The organism is Pseudomonas sp. TE9122 (genome assembly GCF_056278925.1).
Map to the genome: position 1 here is coordinate 4613560 of NZ_JBWBQI010000001.1, position 19043 is coordinate 4632602.

At 61.4% G+C, this 19043-nt stretch carries 18 protein-coding genes; 5 read left to right on the forward strand and 13 right to left on the reverse strand.

The features are described 5' to 3' along the window. Nucleotides 1–171: 171 nt before the first annotated feature. Nucleotides 172–336, forward strand: coding sequence for an alternative ribosome rescue factor ArfA (gene arfA / locus ACZ9BE_RS20795; protein ID WP_095181898.1), 165 nt, complete (start codon nucleotides 172–174; stop codon nucleotides 334–336). Between the two features lie 61 nt (nucleotides 337–397). Next, nucleotides 398–1720 (forward strand): lytic murein transglycosylase, encoded by a 1323-nt coding sequence (locus ACZ9BE_RS20800; RefSeq protein WP_476249877.1) that lies wholly within the window; start codon nucleotides 398–400, stop codon nucleotides 1718–1720. 100 nt (nucleotides 1721–1820) lie between these two features. Here ACZ9BE_RS20800 and ACZ9BE_RS20805 read toward each other — a convergent pair whose 3' ends face one another. The 13 genes from ACZ9BE_RS20805 to ACZ9BE_RS20865 form a co-directional block, all read right to left on the reverse strand. Next, nucleotides 1821–2786 (reverse strand): S66 peptidase family protein, encoded by a 966-nt coding sequence (locus ACZ9BE_RS20805; RefSeq protein WP_476249878.1) that lies wholly within the window; start codon nucleotides 2784–2786, stop codon nucleotides 1821–1823. A gap of 132 nt (nucleotides 2787–2918) precedes the next feature. Then, nucleotides 2919–3917 (reverse strand): lipoyl synthase, encoded by a 999-nt coding sequence (gene lipA, locus ACZ9BE_RS20810; protein ID WP_160768663.1) that lies wholly within the window; start codon nucleotides 3915–3917, stop codon nucleotides 2919–2921. A gap of 25 nt (nucleotides 3918–3942) precedes the next feature. After that, the gene (gene lipB / locus ACZ9BE_RS20815; protein WP_476249879.1) at nucleotides 3943–4590 is read right to left on the reverse strand and encodes a lipoyl(octanoyl) transferase LipB; all 648 of its coding nucleotides are present in this window, start codon (nucleotides 4588–4590) and stop codon (nucleotides 3943–3945) included. Then, on the reverse strand, nucleotides 4590–4865 hold the full coding sequence (locus ACZ9BE_RS20820) for a DUF493 domain-containing protein (protein ID WP_024014446.1): 276 nt from the start codon (nucleotides 4863–4865) through the stop codon (nucleotides 4590–4592). Before ACZ9BE_RS20820 ends, lipB begins: the two co-directional genes overlap by 1 nt. 86 nt (nucleotides 4866–4951) lie before the next feature. Continuing rightward, on the reverse strand, nucleotides 4952–6109 hold the full coding sequence (locus tag ACZ9BE_RS20825; protein ID WP_016773028.1) for a D-alanyl-D-alanine carboxypeptidase family protein: 1158 nt from the start codon (nucleotides 6107–6109) through the stop codon (nucleotides 4952–4954). A gap of 187 nt (nucleotides 6110–6296) precedes the next feature. Continuing rightward, nucleotides 6297–7307, reverse strand: a complete 1011-nt coding sequence (locus tag ACZ9BE_RS20830) for a septal ring lytic transglycosylase RlpA family protein (RefSeq protein WP_476249880.1) — start codon at nucleotides 7305–7307, stop codon at nucleotides 6297–6299. Next, a complete protein-coding gene (gene mltB / locus ACZ9BE_RS20835; protein ID WP_150638407.1) occupies nucleotides 7307–8317 on the reverse strand; it encodes a lytic murein transglycosylase B in 1011 nt (336 codons plus the stop codon). Before mltB ends, ACZ9BE_RS20830 begins: the two co-directional genes overlap by 1 nt. 17 nt (nucleotides 8318–8334) lie before the next feature. Further along, on the reverse strand, nucleotides 8335–9438 hold the full coding sequence (gene rodA, locus ACZ9BE_RS20840; protein ID WP_050977864.1) for a rod shape-determining protein RodA: 1104 nt from the start codon (nucleotides 9436–9438) through the stop codon (nucleotides 8335–8337). Between the two features lie 31 nt (nucleotides 9439–9469). Further along, entirely contained in the window at nucleotides 9470–11365 is a 1896-nt protein-coding gene (gene mrdA, locus ACZ9BE_RS20845) for a penicillin-binding protein 2 (RefSeq protein WP_041477721.1), read from the reverse strand. A gap of 10 nt (nucleotides 11366–11375) precedes the next feature. Continuing rightward, nucleotides 11376–11843, reverse strand: a complete 468-nt coding sequence (gene rlmH, locus ACZ9BE_RS20850) for a 23S rRNA (pseudouridine(1915)-N(3))-methyltransferase RlmH (RefSeq protein WP_095181903.1) — start codon at nucleotides 11841–11843, stop codon at nucleotides 11376–11378. 9 nt (nucleotides 11844–11852) lie between these two features. Beyond that, on the reverse strand, nucleotides 11853–12347 hold the full coding sequence (rsfS, locus tag ACZ9BE_RS20855; protein WP_016773024.1) for a ribosome silencing factor: 495 nt from the start codon (nucleotides 12345–12347) through the stop codon (nucleotides 11853–11855). Between the two features lie 72 nt (nucleotides 12348–12419). Further along, the gene (nadD, locus tag ACZ9BE_RS20860; RefSeq protein WP_024014451.1) at nucleotides 12420–13142 is read right to left on the reverse strand and encodes a nicotinate-nucleotide adenylyltransferase; all 723 of its coding nucleotides are present in this window, start codon (nucleotides 13140–13142) and stop codon (nucleotides 12420–12422) included. After that, nucleotides 13111–14382, reverse strand: coding sequence for a glutamate-5-semialdehyde dehydrogenase (locus ACZ9BE_RS20865; protein ID WP_252876958.1), 1272 nt, complete (start codon nucleotides 14380–14382; stop codon nucleotides 13111–13113). The genes nadD and ACZ9BE_RS20865 overlap by 32 nt, the downstream gene beginning before the upstream one ends. A 177-nt stretch (nucleotides 14383–14559) precedes the next feature. Between ACZ9BE_RS20865 and ACZ9BE_RS20870 the strand changes: the two genes are divergently transcribed. The 3 genes from ACZ9BE_RS20870 to ACZ9BE_RS20880 all read left to right on the forward strand — a co-directional run bounded on the left by ACZ9BE_RS20870 (nucleotide 14560) and on the right by ACZ9BE_RS20880 (nucleotide 19028). Continuing rightward, nucleotides 14560–15285 carry a DNA-3-methyladenine glycosylase gene (locus ACZ9BE_RS20870; protein ID WP_076564277.1) on the forward strand — a complete coding sequence of 242 codons (726 nt, stop codon included), beginning with the start codon at nucleotides 14560–14562 and terminating at the stop codon, nucleotides 15283–15285. A gap of 152 nt (nucleotides 15286–15437) precedes the next feature. After that, nucleotides 15438–16754 carry a bifunctional DedA family/phosphatase PAP2 family protein gene (locus tag ACZ9BE_RS20875; protein ID WP_056790660.1) on the forward strand — a complete coding sequence of 439 codons (1317 nt, stop codon included), beginning with the start codon at nucleotides 15438–15440 and terminating at the stop codon, nucleotides 16752–16754. 612 nt (nucleotides 16755–17366) lie between these two features. Beyond that, nucleotides 17367–19028, forward strand: coding sequence for a hypothetical protein (locus ACZ9BE_RS20880; protein ID WP_476249881.1), 1662 nt, complete (start codon nucleotides 17367–17369; stop codon nucleotides 19026–19028). Nucleotides 19029–19043: the final 15 nt, after the last annotated feature.

Below are 19043 nucleotides of genomic sequence, written 5' to 3' on the forward strand. Positions count from 1 at the left end.
GGGTAGCGCCCATTCGCGAGCAGGCTCGCTCCCACAGGTGACCGCGTACCAATGTGGGAGCGAGCCTGCTCGCGAAAGCGCCAGAATATTCCTACGTATGAGCTACTGGACGGATGCGCCACATCGGCAGATTATTCCCGGCGCAAAACCCACCACGCCGAGAGAACCCTCATGAGCAAAAAGCCAGCAAAGCATGGCCCCAACAAGGCCAAATCCATCGTCGCCCAGCCCTTGTTCCGCAGCCGCCAGGAACGACCTTCCAAGGGCAAAGGCAGCTACCGCCGCGAAGCCTTCCGGTCTGACAACCGGGAGGCTTTTTACTTTCTGGCTGCCTGAAGCGCACTACCCCTCGCTCATGTTAAGGTCTGCACCTGATTCGTTTCCCCTGGAACTGTGCATGCCCACAAGTCTTTCCCGTCGTTGGCCCGTGCGCCAATTGATCGCTGCCTCCAGCTTCATCCTGCTTGTCGCCTGCGCGGAAAAACCCACCGCCGCCGATGCACAACCGCTTCAAGCCGCCCCGGTCACCACGGCCCCAGCGATCATTCCGCCGGTAGTGCCGTCCGCCGACCCGCTCGATATTCAACCGACCCAGACCTTTGCCGAATGGCAGGCGGGTTTCCGCAAGGACGCCCTCGCCGCCGGGATTCGCCCCGAGCTGTTCGATCAGGCATTTGCCAATATCAGCTTCGACGCCAGCGTGATTCGCGCCGATCGCAGTCAGCCGGAGTTTTCCCGCCCGGTGTGGGAATACCTCGACGGCGCACTGTCACCGCTGCGCGTACGCAAAGGCCAGGCGTTGATCATCCAGTACGCCGACATTCTGCAAAGCATCGAGCAGCGCTATGGCGTTGATCGCCAGGCGCTGGTGTCGGTGTGGGGCATGGAAAGCAATTTCGGCCAGTTCCAGGGCAGCAAGTCGGTGATCAATTCGCTGGCCACACTCGCCTACGAGGGGCGTCGTCCGGGCTTTGCTCACGCGCAACTGATCGCCGCCCTGCAGATTCTGCAACAGGGCGATATCACCCCGGAGAAGATGCTCGGTTCCTGGGCCGGCGCGATGGGCCAGACCCAATTCATTCCGACCACCTACAACACCCACGCCGTGGACTTTGACGGTGACGGCCGCCGCGACATCTGGGGCAGCCCGGCCGACGCGTTGGCTTCGACTGCGCATTACCTGCAAAGCTCGGGCTGGCAGCGTGGCCAGCCGTGGGGTTTCGAAGTGCAATTGCCGAGCGGCTTCAACTACACCCTGGCCGATGGCGCGATTCGCAAAAGCGTCGCCGAATGGCGGCAACTGGGTGTGAACCTGCCCAATGGTGCGCAGGTGCCAGCCGGCTCCGAACAACTGTCCGCTGCCCTGCTGCTGCCGGCCGGTTATCGTGGCCCGGCGTTCCTGATCCTCGACAACTTCCGGGCGATTCTCAAATACAACAATTCGTCGTCGTATGCGCTGGCGGTGAGCCTGTTGTCCGAGCGTTTCGAAGGAGCGGGCCTGATCAATGGCGACTGGCCGAAAGATGATCTGCCGCTAAGCCGCACCGAACGCATCGAACTGCAGACGCTATTGAGCGCGCGTAATTACGACGCTGGCACGGCGGACGGGATTATCGGCGCCAATACGCGCAAAGCGATTCGCAGTGCCCAGCAGGCGCTGGGCTGGCCGGCGGATGGGTATCCGACGCACAAGTTGCTTGAGAGCCTGCGCGCCCAATAGAAAGACTGCCGTATGGCGGGTATCGCTTTCGCGAGCAGGCTCGCTCCCACAGTTGACCGTATTCCAATGTGGGAGCGAGCCTGCTCGCGAATACTGACTGTCAGGCAATAACCGTTTCAGCCTTGATTACCACATCCTGCTCCAGCAGCAACTCCTGCTTCCCTGCATCCAGGCGCACCAGCGCGCCCAACGGCAGTGTCAGGTTCGGGTCGCAATGGCCACTGCGCCAACCCGACAACACCGGAATTCGCAACGGCTCAAAGGTTTGCTTGAGCAGGCGATTCAGCGCGTCGACCTCCACGCCGGCGATATCACCGACCAGCACACCGCGCAGTCTGGCCAGCTTGCCGGCCAGACGCATCTGGGTCAGCAACCGATCAATCCGATACAGCGGCTCGTTGATGTCTTCGATAAACAGAATCACCCCTTCGACATCAATCTCGTAGGGCGTGCCGAGGGTTGCAGCAATCATCGCCAGATTGCCGCCAAGCAGCCGCCCGTGAGCGATGCCCGGTTCGACGGTTGATAATGGATAAGCCGCCGGATGGCTCAGCACACTCCCTGACTTCATTTGCCCGCGCAGCATGGCGAAGAATGAGGTGACGGTAGGCGGTTCCTTGTCGCCCAGCAGGTCGGCATTGAGCAGCGGCCCGTGAAAGGTCACAAATCCGGCGTAGCGACTGATGGCCAGGTGCAGCGCGGTGATATCGCTGTAGCCGATAAAGGGTTTGGCGTGCCGGCTGAGCAGGTCGTAATCGATTCGGTCCAGCAGGCGCGGCGTGCCGTAGCCGCCGCGCAGGCAAATGATCGCGTCGACTTCAGGATCAGCGAATGCCGCGTGCAGATCGCGCAGGCGTACGTCGTCACTGCCAGCCAGATAGCCGTCCTTCTCATAGACACCCGGAAACACCTTCAGCCCATAGCCGCGCGCGCGCATCCATTGCAGCGCTTTTTCAGTGTCGAGGGCGCCGGGGCCGGCAGGCGCGATGACGCCGATCGTCCCTTCGGAGGGCAGCGCCAGTACGGCTCGGTGGGCAACGAGGGTGTGGCTCGGTCGAACGGTCATCCTTGGGCTCCAGCGGTAAAGTCATGCACACACAGTAGACAGCTCAAGAGGCAAACAAAAGCCCCTTGTCTCAGGCAAAAAAATGCCCGCCGAGGAACCGTCCTCGGCGGGCATTTTTACATCAGCAGTGAATCAGGAACCCAGCAGCTCGGCCTTGACCAGCTTCGCCTGCTCGTCGGCGTGGTACGAGGAACGTACCAGCGGGCCAGACGCAACGTTCTTGAAGCCCATCTTGTAACCTTCTTCGGCGAACCAGGCGAAGGTGTCCGGGTGCACAAAACGCTGCACCGGCAAGTGGCTGCGCGACGGCTGCAGGTATTGACCGAGGGTCAGCATGTCGATGTCGTGTTCGCGCATGCGCTTCATGACTTCGATGACTTCTTCGTCAGTCTCGCCCAGACCCAGCATCAGGCCGGATTTGGTCGGGATATGCGGCATCATCTGCTTGAAGCGTTGCAGCAGGGTCAGCGACCACTGGTAGTCCGAACCCGGACGCGCAGCCTTGTACAGGCGTGGCACGGTTTCCAGGTTGTGGTTGAACACATCCGGCGGCTCGGCAGCGGTGATTTCCAGGGCGATGTCCATGCGGCCACGGTAGTCCGGGACCAGGGTCTCGAGCTGCACGTTCGGCGACAATTTGCGGATTTCGCGGATGCAGTCGGCGAAGTGCTGGGCACCGCCATCACGCAGGTCGTCGCGGTCCACCGAAGTGATCACCACGTACTTGAGCTTGAGGTCGGCGATGGCGATGGCCAGGCTTTCCGGCTCGTTGACGTCCAGTGGCTTCGGACGACCGTGGCCAACGTCGCAGAACGGGCAACGACGGGTGCAGATGTCGCCCATGATCATGAAGGTTGCGGTGCCGCCGGAGAAGCATTCGCCGAGGTTCGGGCAGGACGCTTCTTCGCAGACACTGTGCAGCTTGTGCTTGCGCAGCAGGCTCTTGATGCGGTCGACTTCCGGCGAAACCGGGATGCGCACGCGGATCCAGTCGGGTTTCTTCGGCAGTTCGGTAGTCGGGATGATCTTGACCGGGATGCGTGCAACCTTCTCGGCGCCGCGCAGCTTGACGCCGGCTTCAACCTTGGGACGCGGGGCCGGGCGCTCGGTCACGTCGAGCGTCGGGATCATGGTTTGCACTGCATCAGTAGTCATATCAGTCGATTCCGCCCGTAAGGGTCGTCTGCTCAGCATAGTCGAGGTGTTTGACGAGCTGCGCGCGCAGCCGGGCACTTACCTCGGCAAATTCAATCGATCCTGCATGATCGCTCAGCTGGGTCATGGCCAGCCCGGCGTAGCCGCAGGGATTAATCCGTCGAAACGGTTCCAGGTTCATATCCACGTTCAGGGCCAGGCCATGAAAGGAACAACCGTGGCGAATGCGCAAACCCAGAGAAGCGATTTTCGCTCCATCGACGTACACGCCGGGAGCATCTGGCTTGGCGGCGGCGGTGACGCCGTAGCTGGCCAGCAGTTCGATCAGGCAGGCTTCCATACGGCTGACCAGATCACGCACGCCGAAACCCAGCTTGCGCACATCCAGTAACAGATAAGCCACCAGTTGCCCGGGGCCATGATAAGTCACTTGGCCGCCACGATCGACCTGCACCACCGGAATATCTCCCGGCAGCAATAGATGCTCGGCCTTGCCGGCCTGGCCCTGAGTGAACACCGGCGGGTGTTCGACGAGCCAGATTTCGTCGGCTGCTGCATTGCCGCGTTCGTTGGTAAAGCGCTGCATGGCATGCCAGACCGGCTCGTAAGGCATCTGGCCCAGCTCGCGAAAGCCCAGCGTGCCGTGCATCACAACACCATGTGCACGATGCCGGAAGCCCGCAGTTCGCTGTTGATGTTGTACAGCTGATCCTGGTCGGTGGCGACGATGTGCAACTGGATGGTGGTGTATTTGCCGTTGCTGCTTTGACGCTCGTCGATGCGCTCATCATTGATGGTCGCGTGTTTCAGGACGATCGCGATGATCTTGTCCTTGTTGCCAACACCCGTATCGCTGATCACCTTGATCGGATAATCAGTCTGGGGAAATTCGATCTTTGGCGCCTTTACTTCGGTATCGGTCATGGCGTAACGGCCTCTATAGCGCAAGCCGTGGTAACGCACATGGCCCCGCACCGGATCGGGGCGGGGCCATGCAGGTCAACACAAAATCAATTGAACAAGCCGTAGAAGAATAGACGGATGCTATCCCACATGCGGCGGAAGATACCACCCTCCTCGACGCCGTCCAGAGCGATCAGGTCAGCGCTGTGCACCACCTTGTCTTCCAGTTTGACTTCGACTTTACCGATCACGTCGCCCTTGGCGATTGGCGCAACCAGTTGCGGGTTCATGGTCATGCTGGCAGCGAGTTTCTTCAGCTGGCCTTTTGGCAGAGTCATGGTCAGGTCTTGCGCCAGACCGGCCTTGACCTGGCTGGTGGTGCCTTTCCATACCGGCGCCTGCGCCAGTTCAGTGCCCTTCTGGTAGAAGGTCTGGGTTTCGAAGAAGCGGAAACCATAGGTCAGCAACTTCTGGGTTTCAGCGGCGCGAGCCACTTCGCTGTTGGTGCCGAACACCACGGCGATCAGGCGCTGGCCGTCACGTACCGCCGAGGACACCATGCAGTAGCCGGCTTCATCGGTGTGGCCGGTTTTCAGACCGTCAACGGTCTTGTCGCGCCACAGCAGCAGGTTGCGGTTAGGCTGCTTGATGCCGTTCCAGAAGAACTCTTTCTGCGAGTAGATCGCATAGTGAGCCGGGTCTTCGTGGATGATCGCACGGGCCAGGATCGCCATGTCGTGCGCCGACGAGTAGTGCTCAGGGTTTGGCAGACCGGTCGGGTTCATGAAGTGGGTATTGGTCATGCCCAGTTCGGTGACGGTCTTGTTCATCAGATCGGCGAACGCATCTTCGCTGCCGGCGATGTGCTCGGCCAGGGCGACGCTGGCGTCGTTACCGGACTGGATGATGATGCCGTGCAGCAGGTCGCTGACAGTCACCTGCGAACCGACCTTGATGAACATCCGCGAACCGCCGGTGCGCCAGGCGTTTTCGCTGACGGTCACCGGATCGTTTTCACCGATCTGGCCGCGACGGATTTCCAGGGTCGCGATGTACGCGGTCATCAGCTTGGTCAGGCTGGCCGGTGGCAGACGCTGGTCGCCGTTGTTTTCGACCAGCACGTTGCCGCTGCTGGCGTCCATCAGAACGTAGGCCTTGGCGGCCAGTTGTGGTGGCGACGGCATCATCTCGGCCGCGAAGGCGGCTGGCGAGAGGAGCAGCGGGACTAGCAGACACAGGCGTTTGGCAAAGGTGGTGATGTTCATCCGTCTCTCGAAATCGCTAATGGAAACTTGCCCGAAGGCAAAACTTATTCAGACAGCCTTCTAACGGGCCATCGCGTGTTCAGTTGCTCACTCCAGTCACCCTTGCCGGGCTTTTGTTCTTCGACGAGCCAACAACCTGGTTCACCCCCCGAATACCGCAAGTGAACCGTCAATCAAGGTCTACGTGTTACTCGGTGACCACGCTGGGCGAACCCAGATTGGCCAGCCGCACACTGTTCTGCACCTGGGCGATCTCACCCGGCGAGCCGATCGGCCCCAGGCGTACCCGGTGCAGGGTCTGCTGATTGCGCACGATCGAGCTGATGAACACCGGCGCGCTCACCATCCCGCTGAGCTTCGACCTCAGCAGCTCGGCAGCGTCCGGGTTGGCGAACGCGCCCACCTGCAGATACTGGCCAGACGCTGGTGCAGAAGCGTTTTTTTTTGCATCGATCTGCACGGGCACCACGGCCGCGGCGTGTTGCTGCGGCGGCGGCGTCCATTGCTCGACGGTACCGGCCGACGCGGTGATGACCGGGGCGCTATTCTGCGCCGCTTGCGGCTCATTGAGCATCAGCGGCGCCGGACGGCCCTTGGCCGCCCACCACTGCTGCGGATCGATGCCTTCGACCTTGACCCGTGCGGTGCCGGTTTCGGCATAGCCGAGCTTCTTCGCCGCAGCATAAGACAAGTCAATGATGCGATCGGAATAGAACGGCCCACGGTCGTTGACGCGCAGGATCACGGTCTTGTTGTTGTCCAGGTTGGTCACCCGAACGTAACTTGGCAGCGGCAAGGTCTTGTGCGCGGCACTCATGCCGTACAGGTCATACACTTCGCCGTTGGCGGTGTTCTGGCCATGGAACTTGGTGCCGTACCAGGACGCTGTGCCCGAAGCCACGTAGGTCTTGGATTCCTGCAACGGAAAATACGTCTTGCCCAGCACGGTGTAAGGATTGGCCTTGTATGGGCCGGTGTGCAGGGTCGGTGTCGCATCCGGGATGCGCGAGACATCGACATCCCACCACGGCGCGCCGTCTTTGTGCGCGCGGTTGATGTCCAGGCCCGGTTGGGCGCGGACAGCGGTGGACGGGGTTTTCTGCGTCGGCGTGCGGCTGGTCGTGCAACTGGCGACCAGGACTGCCAACGCAGCGAAAGCCACCAGCTTCAGGGGTTTATTGTTAGGCAATGCCTGCATTACTTGACGCCCCGTGCTTGTACCAGCTGTTCAGACAGTTGATGTACGGCCATGGCGTACATCACGCTGCGGTTATAACGCGTGATCGCGTAGAAATTCTGCAGGCCCATCCAGTATTCAGGGCCGTTGTCGCCTTCGAGGCGAAATGCGGTAACCGGCATATCATCGCGCAGCGCATCATGACTTGACCAGCCCAGCGCCCGCAACTCTGCGACCGTTTTCACCGGTTCGATACCAGTAGTCAGGCCTTCATCAACCTGCTCGCCGCGTACATCGGCACGGCTGACCACCGGTTCGCCGGCGACCCAGCCGTGACGCTTGAAGTAGCTGGCGACGCTGCCAATGGCATCGTCCGGGTTGTTCCAGATATTGATGTGGCCGTCACCGTCGAAATCCACCGCGTAGGCGCGAAAGCTGCTCGGCATGAACTGCGGCAGGCCCATGGCCCCGGCGTACGAGCCTTTCAGGGTCAGCGGGTCGACCTGCTCTTCGCGGGCCAGCAGCAGGAACTCACGCAGTTCCTTGCGGAAAAATTCGGCACGGGGAGGATAGTCGAAGCCGAGGGTCGATAATGCGTCGATCACCCGAAAATTACCGGTATTACGTCCGAAAAAGGTCTCGACGCCGATGATCGACACGATCACTTGTGCCGGCACGCCGTATTCCTGTTCGGCACGGGCCAGGGTCGCCTCGTGCTGACGCCAGAAGTCGACACCACGGGCGATACGCGCGTCAGTAATGAACATCGGGCGATATTCATTCCACTGCTTGACCCGTTCGGCGGGTTTGGAGATGGCGTCGAGAATCGACTGCTTGCGTTGCGCCTCGCGGAACACACCCATCAGTTGTTCACCGGCGAAACCGTAGTCGCGGGTCATTTCGCCGACGAATTCGGCCACCTGCGGCGAGCCTTCATAGTCGCCGGCCAGCGCTTCCTGCACGCTCCCCAGCAGGCCCACCAGGCCAACCAGCGGCGCGCATCGAGTCGCCCAGCCACGCATTACTTGCATTGCACTCTTCACCTTATTCAAACCTGTGCGATCCACTTGCGATGGGTATGGATCGACATCAAAACCCCAAACGCTGACAGCAGCGTCACCAGCGAAGTTCCTCCGTAGCTAATGAACGGCAACGGCACCCCCACGACCGGCAACAGGCCACTGACCATACCGATGTTGACGAAAACGTAAACAAAAAAAGTCATGGTCAACGCGCCGGCGAGCAATTTGCCGAACAGCGTTTGTGCCTGAGCGGTGATCACCAGCCCGCGACCGATCAACAACAGATAGATCAGCAGCAGCGCGCAAATCCCCACCAGACCGAACTCTTCGCCAAGCACGGCAATGATGAAGTCGGTGTGGCTTTCCGGGAGAAAGTCCAGGTGTGACTGGGTGCCGAGCAGCCAGCCTTTGCCAAATACGCCACCGGAGCCGATCGCGGCTTTCGACTGGATGATGTTCCAGCCGGTGCCGAGCGGATCGCTTTCCGGGTCGAGGAAAGTCAGGACACGCTGCTTCTGATAGTCGTGCATGACGAAGAACCACATCGCCACCGACACCGGCACCGCCGCCGCCAATACGCTGAGAATCCAGCGCCAGCGCAGGCCGCCCATGAACAGGACGAAGGCGCCACCGGCAAGAATCAGCAACGAGGTACCGAGATCCGGCTGGCGCACGATCAGAATGAACGGCACGCCGATCAGCATCAGGCTGATGCCGACGTGCTTGAGCTGCGGCGGCAAGGTGCGTTTGGACAGATACCAGGCGATGGTCGCCGGCATCAGGATCTTCATGAATTCCGAGGGCTGGAAGCGGATCACCCCGGGGATGTTGATCCAGCGCGTGGCGCCCATGGCGTTGTGGCCCATGATGTCGACGACGATCAGCAATATCACGCCGATCACGTAACCGAGCGGCACCCAGCGCGCCATGAAACGCGGCTCGAACTGGGCGATGACGATCATCGCCACCAGACCGATGCCGAACGACGTGGCCTGCTTGCCGAGCAGGTCCCAGCTCTTGCCGCTGGCCGAATACAGCACGAACAGGCTGCCGGCGGCGAGGATCAGCAACAGGATCAACAGCGGGCCATCGATATGCAGTCTTTGCAGCAACGTCGCGCGGCGACGCATCACATCCTCGCTGGAGAGCATGCGATCGAAATTATTCATCACGGGCCGGGGCCTCCGCAGTGATAGGGCTGGCGTACTCGGCTTTCAGGTGGCCGTCCTGGTCGAGCAACCAGGCGTCCATGACCTGGCGCACCACGGGCGCGGCAACGCCGGAACCGGACTCACCGTTCTCGACCATCACCGACACGACGATTTTCGGATCATCGGCCGGGGCGAAGCCGACAAACAACGCGTGGTCGCGGTGGCGTTCCTGGACCTTGGAGCGGTCGTATTTCTCGCCCTGCTTGATCGCCACCACCTGCGCGGTACCGGACTTGCCGGCGATGCGGTATTGCGCGCCGATCGCCGCTTTGCGCGCGGTACCACGGGCACCGTGCATCACCTGCTGCATGCCGTGGTTGACCTTGTTCCAGTCGGACGGGTCGCGCAGGATGATGTTCGGCATCGGGTTTTCATCCACCGGTTTGACCCCGTCGAGGGACTTGGCCAGATGCGGACGGTTCCAGATGCCCTTGTTGGCCACCAGCGCCGTGGCCTGGGCCAGTTGCAGCGGCGTCGACTGCATGTAGCCCTGGCCGATCCCGAGAATCAGGGTTTCGCCGGGGAACCACGCCTGCTTGCGCGTCGCCCGTTTCCATTCGCGGGACGGCATCAGGCCCGGGGACTCTTCGAACATGTCCAGCGAGACCTTCTGGCCGATGCCGAACTTGTTCATATAGGTCGACAGCCGATCGATGCCGAGCTTGTGCGCCAGGTCATAGAAGTAGGTGTCGTTGGAACGCATGATCGCCGTGTCGAGGTCGACGAAGCCGTCACCAGTGCGATTCCAGTTGCGATACTTGTGGTCGTAGTTGGGCAGCATGTAATAGCCCGGGTCGAACACCCGGCTCGAAGCCGTGACTACGCCAGCGTCGAGACCGGCAATTGCCACCGCCGGTTTGATCGTCGAGCCCGGCGGGTACAGACCGCGCAGCACGCGGTTGAACAACGGCCGGTCGATGGAATCGCGCAACTCGGCGTAGGCCTTGAAGCTGATGCCGGTGACGAACAGGTTGGGGTCGAAACTCGGCTGACTGACCATCGCCAGCACTTCGCCGGTTTTCGGATCGAGCGCCACCACCGCGCCACGTCGCCCGCCCAGCGCGGCCTCGGCGGCTTCCTGCAACTTGATGTCGAGGCTCAGGACGATGTCCTTGCCGGGAATCGGATCGGTGCGTTTGAGCACGCGCAATACGCGGCCACGGGCGTTGGTCTCGACTTCCTCGTAACCGACCTGACCGTGCAATTCCGGCTCGTAGAAACGCTCGATGCCGGTCTTGCCTATGTGGTGGGTGCCGCTGTAGTTGACCGGATCCAGCGACTTCAGCTCTTTCTCGTTGATCCGCCCCATGTAGCCCACCGAATGCGCAAAATGCGCGCCCTGCGGGTAATGCCGGACCAGTTGCGCGACCACTTCCACCCCGGGCAGGCGGAACTGGTTCACCGCAATGCGGGCGATCTGCTCTTCGGTCAGCTCGAACAGGATCGGCACCGGCTCGAACGGCCGACGGCCCTGACGCATGCGTTTCTCGAAGATCACCCGGTCCTCGGGCGTCAGCTCCAGCACCTCGACGATGACGTCGAGCACCTGTTGCCAGTCGCCGGAGCGCTCGCGGGTCATGCTCAGGCTGAAGCTCGGCCGGTTGTCGGCCACGACCACGCCGTTGCGGTCGAAAATCAGCCCGCGCGTCGGCGGAATCGGCTGCACGTGGACGCGGTTGTTTTCCGACAGGGTCGAGTGGTACTCGTACTGGATCACCTGCAGGTAATACAGACGCGCGATCAGCACACAGATCAGCGCCACGATCACGATCGCACCGAACACGACACGGCTGCGCACCAGACGGGCGTCCTTTTCGTGGTCCTTGATGCGGATCGGCTGAGACATGAGGGCAGGCTTACTTGTGGTAAGGGTGGCCGGACAACACGGTCCAGGCACGGTACAACTGTTCGCCGATCAGGATCCGCACCAGCGGGTGCGGCAAGGTCAGCGGCGACAACGACCAGCGCTGGTCAGCGCGGGCACAGACTTCCGGTGCCAGCCCTTCCGGGCCGCCGACCATGAAGTTGACCGTGCGCGAATCCAGGCGCCAGCGATCGAGTTCGACCGCCAGTTGCTCGGTGCTCCACGGCTTGCCGTGAACCTCCAGCGTGACGACCCGCTCGTTGTGCCCGACCTTGGCCAGCATGGCTTCGCCTTCCTGGCGGATGAAACGGGCCACGTCGGCATTCTTGCCACGGGTGTTGAGCGGAATTTCCACCAGTTCCAGCGCCAGTTCGGACGGAAGACGCTTGGCATATTCATGCCAGCCTTCTTCCACCCACTTGGGCATGCGTGAACCGACGGCGATCAGGCGCAGTCGCACAGCAATCCCTTAGAACTGGTCTTTATTGAGCTTGGTGAAATGCTCGTGGGTGTTCTCCGGGCTGTGGTGCTTGGCATCGGCCGCACGGCTTTGCTCGGCACCGGCCCACAGGCGCTCCAGGTCGTAGAACTGACGCGCCGAGGCAGTCATCATGTGCACGATCACCAGATCGAGGTCGAGCAGGACCCAATCGCTGTCGCCCTTGCCTTCTTCGCCCAGCGGCTTGGCGCCCTGCTTTTTCACTTCCTCGCGGACCTTGTCGAGCATCGCGTTGATCTGGCGATTGGAGGTACCGGTGGCGATGATCATGTAGTCAGTGATGCTCTGCTTGTCGCGCACATCGATGATCTGGATGTCCTGGGCCTTGACGTCTTCCAGCGCGGCGACGGCAATCTTGACCAGTTCGTCGCCCTTGAGCGGCTCGTTGGTGTTGACGGCTTCCGGCAGTGGTGCGCTCTTGAACGTGCCTTTGCGCTTTACTTTCGGTAGATCTTTATCAGTCATATGTAACTCGTTTTGCTCATGTATTCGGCGGCTTGGGGATACGGTGATCCGTATCGGTGAAGCGCGCCTTGTTCAGTTCGACGCACGGTACAGACCGTGCGCATCGATGTAGGCCAGGACCGCGTCGGGCACCAGGAAACGTACCGACTTACCGCTGGCCAGCAGTTGACGGATCTGGGTGGCGGAAACCGCGAGCGGTGTCTGCCAGACGAATGCAATCTGTCCGCTCGGCCCTTTCAGGGCCAGCGGGTCGCTCACCGAACGCGCTGCCAGCAGGTTGCGCAAGGCATCCGGCGGTTCGCTGTCGGCGTCCGGGCGCTGTAGCACCAGGATGTGGCAATGCTGGAGCAACTCTTCCCAGCGGTGCCAAGTGGGCAGGCCGCAAAATGCGTCCCAGCCCAAAAGCAGAAAAACCTGGGTCTCGGCGGGCATCTCTGCGCGCAGCGACTCCAGGGTATCGATGGTCCAGGACGGTTTGTCCCGCTGCAATTCGCGGGCGTCCACCACCAGCGGCGGCAATCCGGCCACCGCGCACTCGACCATCGCCAGCCGATCCTGCGCCGACACCTGGGGTGTACCGCGATGTGGCGGCCGCGCGTTCGGCATCAGGCGCAACTCATCCAGCGCCAGCGCTTCGACAACTTCCAGCGCGCCACGCAAATGGCCGATATGCACCGGGTCGAACGTACCGCCCAGCACGCCAATGCGTTGCGGGCGCGACTCGCTGCCGGTGTGCGGCGCTGTCAGGTCGAGGTCGGTCAAGTCAGACCGTCGCCTGGCCGCGCAACTGGCCATCGCCGACCACGATGTACTTCTCGCAGGTCAGCCCCTCAAGCCCGACCGGGCCGCGGGCGTGCAGCTTATCAGTAGAAATGCCGATCTCGGCACCCAATCCGTATTCAAATCCATCGGCAAAGCAGGTCGGCGTGTTGATCATCACCGAGGCCGAGTCGACTTCCGCCACGAACCGGCGGGTGTCAGCGAGGTTTTCGCTGACGATCGAGTCGGTGTGATGGGAGCCGTAATGGTTGATGTGTTCGATCGCCTGCTCCAGACCGTCGACCACGCGGATCGACAGAATCGGCGCCAGGTACTCGGTGTGCCAGTCGTCTTCGCTGGCCGCGACCGCTTCGATGATTGCCCGGGTGCGCTCGCAACCGCGCAGCTCGACGCCTTTTTCGCGGAACTGCGCGGCCATCGAAGGCAGGAAATCCCTGGCAACTGCCTGATCGACCAGCAGGGTTTCCATCGCGCCGCAGATGCCATAACGGTAGGTCTTGGCGTTGAAGGCGATGCTTTGGGCTTTGGCCAGATCGGCGTGTTCGCTGACATAAACGTGGCAGATGCCGTCCAGGTGCTTGATCACCGGTACGCGAGCATCACGGCTGATGCGTTCGATCAGGCCACGGCCACCACGGGGCACGATGACGTCGACGTATTCCGGCATGCTGATCAGCGCGCCGACAGCGGCACGGTCAGTGGTTTCCACCACTTGCACCACGGCGGCGGGCAGTTCGGCCTCGGCCAGACCGCGCTGAATGCACGCGGCAATCGCGCGATTGGAATGAATTGCCTCGGAGCCACCGCGCAGGATGGTCGCGTTGCCGGACTTCAGGCAGAGGCTGGCGGCATCGATGGTCACGTTCGGGCGGGATTCGTAAATGATCCCGATCACGCCCAGCGGTACGCGCATCTTGCCGACCTGAATACCCGACGGACGGAAGCTCATGTCGCGAATCGCGCCGACCGGATCCGCCAGTGCAGCAACCTGACGCAAGCCGACGATCATGCCGTCGATGCGTGCCGGGGTCAGTTCCAGACGCTCCAGCAGCGCCGGCTCCAGACCGTTGGCGCGACCGGCAGCCAGATCCAGCTCATTGGCGGCGGCCAGCTCGGCGCGCGCAGCGTCCAGAGCATTGGCGGCAGCCTGCAAGGCGCGGTTTTTCTGCGCGGTGCTGGCGCGACCGATGACCTTGGAGGCAGCGCGGGCGGCGCGACCCAATCGGGTCATGTAGTCAAGAACGGACTCAGTCATGGTCTGCTGGGGTCTTGGCAAAGAGGAAAGCGGCAGATTATAGCTGTCGCGTCCCGGGACTAACAGCGGTGACGGGCGGATGGTCGAAATGAGCTGCGTTTGGCCGGCGTTCAGACGTAATTAAGCTCAGCGTTGTTATCATCACGACCTCTTGAGCCTGGATAAACCTTGCCCATCATGACCAACGTGCCCCTTTGCCCCGAGTCCGCGCGCCTGCCCGTGGGCCTGCCGGACAGTTTTTTCGACCGCGACGCCCAGGTGCTGGCGCAGGCGCTGCTCGGCAAAGTCATCCGCCATCGCGTCGGCGATCTGTGGCTGAGTGCGCGAATCATCGAAACCGAAGCCTATTACTGCGCGGAAAAAGGCAGCCACGCCTCGCTCGGCTATACAGAAAAGCGTAAGGCTTTGTTTCTGGATGGCGGCCACATCTATATGTACTACGCACGCGGCGGTGATTCGCTGAACTTCAGTGCGCAGGGGCCGGGCAACGCGGTGCTGATCAAATCCGCCTATCCGTGGGTCGATGAAGTGAGCGGTCCGGCGAGTCTGGCGCAGATGCTGCTGAACAATCCCGATGCCCAGGGCCGACCGCGTCCGACACAGAAGCTCTGCGCCGGACAGACCCTGCTGTGCAAGGCGCTGGGTTTGAAAGTGCCGATGTGGGACGCCAAGCGTTTCGATCATGAACTGTTGCTGGTCGAGGACCCGGGACCGCCACCCGCGCAGATCATTCAAACCACCCGGTTGGGCATTCCGCTGGGCCGTGATGAACACTTGATGTATCGCTTCGTTGACGCTGCGTATGCGCAATGGTGCACGCGGAACCCGCTGCGACGGGGTCAGGTCGAAGGCCGGGATTATTGCCTGCTTCCCGGCGCTGAAGCCGAATCCGCAAATAAATGATGTCCCCCTGTGGGAGCGAGCCTGCTCGCGAAGGGGTCGTGCCAGCCAACGCTTCTATCGTCTGACACAGCGTATTCGCGAGCAGGCTCGCTCCCACAGGTCAGCAGTCAACCGCGTAACAATTACTTAAAGAATGAATGGAGTTTTTCTGTATGGGCCCATGGCTCGATAGCATCACTGGATGGCTCGGCGCCAATCCGCAGTGGTTGGCCGCAGCGGTGTTCATCGTTGCGTGCGTGGAATGTCTGGCGATCGCCGGGCTGATCGTGCCGGGCACGGTGCTATTGTTCGGCGTGGCGGTACTGGCCGGCAGTGGCGCGCTGTCATTGAGCGAAACGCTGCTGCTGGGCTTTCTTGGCGGCATTCTTGGCGATCTGATGTCGTATTTCCTCGGCCGCCATTTCCACCAGAACATCCGCCGCCTTCCCGGGCTGCGCCATCACCCGGAATGGATGGCCGGCGCCGAGTCGTACTTCCAGCGCTATGGCATCGCCAGCTTGCTGGTCGGGCGTTTCATCGGCCCGCTACGACCCATGCTGCCGATGGTCGCCGGGATGTGCGACATGCCCTTCCCGCGTTTCTTCGCCGTCAGTCTGCTGGCCGCTGCTGGCTGGAGCCTGGCTTATCTGTTGCCGGGCTGGGCCACGGGCGCGGCGTTCCGCCTGCCATTGCCTGAAGGTTTCTGGCTGGAGGCCGGGATCGTGGCTGCCAGCATCGCGGTAATGGTCGGCCTGAGCGTCAACAGCAGCGTGCGCCGCCATCGTCGCGCGACGATCTGGATCGGCGGCATGAGCCTGCTGATCCTGATCGGTCTGTTCATCGGCTATCCATACCTCACCGCGCTCGACAACGGCGTGATGACCCTGGTGCAGGAGCACCGCCAGCCAGCGCTGGACGAAATCGCCGTGACGCTGACCCTGATCGGCGAATTCCGCAACATGCTGCTGTTCAGCGCCCTGCTCGTCATTCTGCTGGTGCTGTGCAAGCAGTGGCGCCAGGCAATGTTCGCGGGCGCCACCATGTTGGTCACCGCGATGGCCAACACCGGCACCAAGTATTTTTTCGCCCGGGTGCGCCCGGAAGTGCTCAGCGATCCATTGACCACCTACAGCATGCCCAGCGGCCACGCTTCTGGCGCGTTCGCCCTGTTCCTGACGCTGGGCGTGCTGGCCGGGCGCGGTCAGCCGCCGCGCATGCGCCTGACCTGGCTGCTGATTGCCTGCATCCCGGCCCTCTCTATCGCCCTGTCGCGGGTGTATCTCGGCGCGCACTGGCCAACCGACATATTGGCCGGGGCGATGCTCGCCAGTTGTGTGTGTGCTGCGATGCTGTGGTTGAGCCAACGTCAGGCGTCCCTTAATGCGATGCCGTTCAAGATCTGGTGGCTGATCCTGCCATCGATGGTTGCTCTGTTCGGCTTCTTCGTACTGCGCCACTTGCCACATACATTGTTGCGTTACGCCTACTAAACCAGACAACTCACAAGCCGGATTTTTTATACGCCGCTCTTTTGGAATATTCCGACAAGAGCGGCGTTGATTACCTACGCAAACTTCCCCTCCTGCGGTTAACTTTCCTGGTTATAAAACCGACGTTTCCGCATTCCCAATCGACGCCAAACTAGCGTTACATAGTCCAGCCGGAACACGGTGGTGAAGTATTTCGCGCTACAGAAAATCCGTGAGTTCAATCCGCCCGGCTGGAGCACTTGCCAACAATCAATATTTATTCGGACCCGGCATTGAAGTTCTGCCGAGGCATTTATCAATTCATTCTTTGTCGAGTTATTCATGAGTCCAAAGATACCCCGCAAGACGCCTGTTACAACGCCGCATCAAACTGATCCGCACGCACCGGCACCACATCGCCCCTTGATCGATGCCAGCGCCGTTGAAATATCGAGAAGGACCGGTAGTCACGATCAGACGCTGCCCCCAACAACTTCCGGCAGCCCCCTCGCCGATGCAAACCCGAGACTTCCGGCGATCGAAATCTTCCAGTTACCGGCACACGGCGCTTATCGTTCGGAACATTCCACTTCAATAAACGATTACTGGTTATCGGAAGCTTTTCTGCGTGGGATGAAGCCCGCTGACCCCGATGGATTTCGCTGGGTCGTTGGCAGAAAGTTCGTCGACGTCGAATATCAGGGCGCTTTGCAAACCACTCACGTCGGCGTGGATGAAACCGGCGCATGGCGCAGCAAGTTGCTGACCGAGCGCGTGCCCTCCGGGCCGCCTCTGTATAAAAACGCAGACAGCCCCACCTGGCGCCTGACTGAACAACCCGCGCCGAAGCGAGCGCGGCTCGCCCCCGCGACAACGCCCATCAATCAAAGCCGTTACAGTCCATCGGGGCGTTCGCCGGATGCTCAGGGTTACTACGAAATGCATCCGCTTTTTGCAGCGCGCACAGACGCCCCCCTGTTCGCCTTCAGGGATTCATTTGGCAATTTCATTCCGGTAGATCCTCCGTCGGGGGGATTCGCGGCGTCGCCGACCCACCTCAAACAGTGGACCGATCATGAGATCTGGCAGCTATATGGCTTGCAGGGCCAAGACATCGCGCGCTTTCGTGTCGAAGCTCGGGCCAGCGGCATGCCGCCACAGTGGGCACATCCCACAACCACCGGAAATCCGCTGACCGATCTGCTGCGCGACTCGCTGCGCTGGCTGCATCCGCAGATGAGCCGTGCAGAGCGTGAAGCCTTTCTGCAATCGTTCAATCTGCTGCCCAGGCAATTGACCCGCTTGCAGCAGGAGATGAGCGACCATCTGGCGATTCCAGCCTGGGCACTGGCGCACAAGCGCCTGTTGGATGACGTCACCCACCCGCGACGCTTCGAGCAATTGGCCAAGGATGCGGTCGAGCAGCTCAACCTCAAGCACAATGCCCGCCACGACTGGTACGACGCCGAACAAGGCCTGACCCCCGAAGTCCGCGAGGCGCTGTTGAAACAGCTCGGTTACCTGCGTAACAAGCACAATTGCCTGTATCGCACGGACGTCCCGGCGCTGTTTCGCGGTGACGAGCGCACGCCGTTCGAGCTGGCGAATGACGGCACCATGCTGCCCCGCTACCACCACAAACCCGGCGCCACCACGCACAAGCCGATCAGCGCGACGTTCAGTCTCGAGCAGGGCCAGATGTATGCCAGCGCCCCCGATCCCGCATACCTGCGCTTCAACAGCCAGACCCACAAATATCCGGGGCGCGACGCGGGTGACAGCAGCTCAGACAGCGGCGCAAGCGACGCCGATGATTCAAGCAGTTCCTCATCCGACTGGTCTGATCCTGAGAGTCCAGTCGCCTGGGATCACGAGCGGGGTTATCGGTCCTCGCGCACGCGGCAGACAGAAATGTTCATGTACGCCCTCGACACGCGCAATCTGGAAGTCGTCCCGCACGAAGAGAACATGGCGTTCAATTCCGCTGCGCGTGAGAACCCGCCGACCTGGTTTCCCTCCGACGATTTCGAGGGGCTGATTTCGGTCACCCGCAGCGGAGTTCCAGCCGAGCGTATCTGGTTACTGAACACAGACCTGAGCAAAGGCGCCAGGATCGCAGACATCAAGGAACAGGCCGGCGCGGACGCTGAGCGTATCGAGGCGGCGACCCATGCCGGGCATGCCAACAAATTCCAATACGACCGACTGATCGACAAAGTGGAAGCGGCGGGACTGCCAATCCTCAGGCTGTCGGGCAACAAGAACGAGTTTGCATACGACATCGCCTGGCCCTGAACCGGGCACGCCCAT

What these genes read in the sequence shown, in the direction of transcription:
- ACZ9BE_RS20825 (WP_016773028.1), bottom strand. Translation starts at nt 6,109, where the DNA reads ATGAACATCACCACCTTTGCCAAACGCCTGTGTCTGCTAGTCCCGCTG.
- rodA (WP_050977864.1), bottom strand. Translation starts at nt 9,438, where the DNA reads ATGCGTCGCCGCGCGACGTTGCTGCAAAGACTGCATATCGATGGCCCG.
- ACZ9BE_RS20880 (WP_476249881.1), top strand. Translation starts at nt 17,367, where the DNA reads ATGAAGCCCGCTGACCCCGATGGATTTCGCTGGGTCGTTGGCAGAAAG.
- lipB (WP_476249879.1), bottom strand. Translation starts at nt 4,590, where the DNA reads ATGCACGGCACGCTGGGCTTTCGCGAGCTGGGCCAGATGCCTTACGAG.
- lipA (WP_160768663.1), bottom strand. Translation starts at nt 3,917, where the DNA reads ATGATCCCGACGCTCGACGTGACCGAGCGCCCGGCCCCGCGTCCCAAG.
- rsfS (WP_016773024.1), bottom strand. Translation starts at nt 12,347, where the DNA reads ATGACTGATAAAGATCTACCGAAAGTAAAGCGCAAAGGCACGTTCAAG.
- ACZ9BE_RS20820 (WP_024014446.1), bottom strand. Translation starts at nt 4,865, where the DNA reads ATGACCGATACCGAAGTAAAGGCGCCAAAGATCGAATTTCCCCAGACT.
- ACZ9BE_RS20830 (WP_476249880.1), bottom strand. Translation starts at nt 7,307, where the DNA reads ATGCAGGCATTGCCTAACAATAAACCCCTGAAGCTGGTGGCTTTCGCT.
- ACZ9BE_RS20805 (WP_476249878.1), bottom strand. Translation starts at nt 2,786, where the DNA reads ATGACCGTTCGACCGAGCCACACCCTCGTTGCCCACCGAGCCGTACTG.
- ACZ9BE_RS20865 (WP_252876958.1), bottom strand. Translation starts at nt 14,382, where the DNA reads ATGACTGAGTCCGTTCTTGACTACATGACCCGATTGGGTCGCGCCGCC.
- ACZ9BE_RS20870 (WP_076564277.1), top strand. Translation starts at nt 14,560, where the DNA reads ATGACCAACGTGCCCCTTTGCCCCGAGTCCGCGCGCCTGCCCGTGGGC.
- ACZ9BE_RS20800 (WP_476249877.1), top strand. Translation starts at nt 398, where the DNA reads ATGCCCACAAGTCTTTCCCGTCGTTGGCCCGTGCGCCAATTGATCGCT.
- mrdA (WP_041477721.1), bottom strand. Translation starts at nt 11,365, where the DNA reads ATGTCTCAGCCGATCCGCATCAAGGACCACGAAAAGGACGCCCGTCTG.
- ACZ9BE_RS20875 (WP_056790660.1), top strand. Translation starts at nt 15,438, where the DNA reads ATGGGCCCATGGCTCGATAGCATCACTGGATGGCTCGGCGCCAATCCG.
- mltB (WP_150638407.1), bottom strand. Translation starts at nt 8,317, where the DNA reads ATGCAAGTAATGCGTGGCTGGGCGACTCGATGCGCGCCGCTGGTTGGC.
- nadD (WP_024014451.1), bottom strand. Translation starts at nt 13,142, where the DNA reads ATGGCCAGTTGCGCGGCCAGGCGACGGTCTGACTTGACCGACCTCGAC.
- arfA (WP_095181898.1), top strand. Translation starts at nt 172, where the DNA reads ATGAGCAAAAAGCCAGCAAAGCATGGCCCCAACAAGGCCAAATCCATC.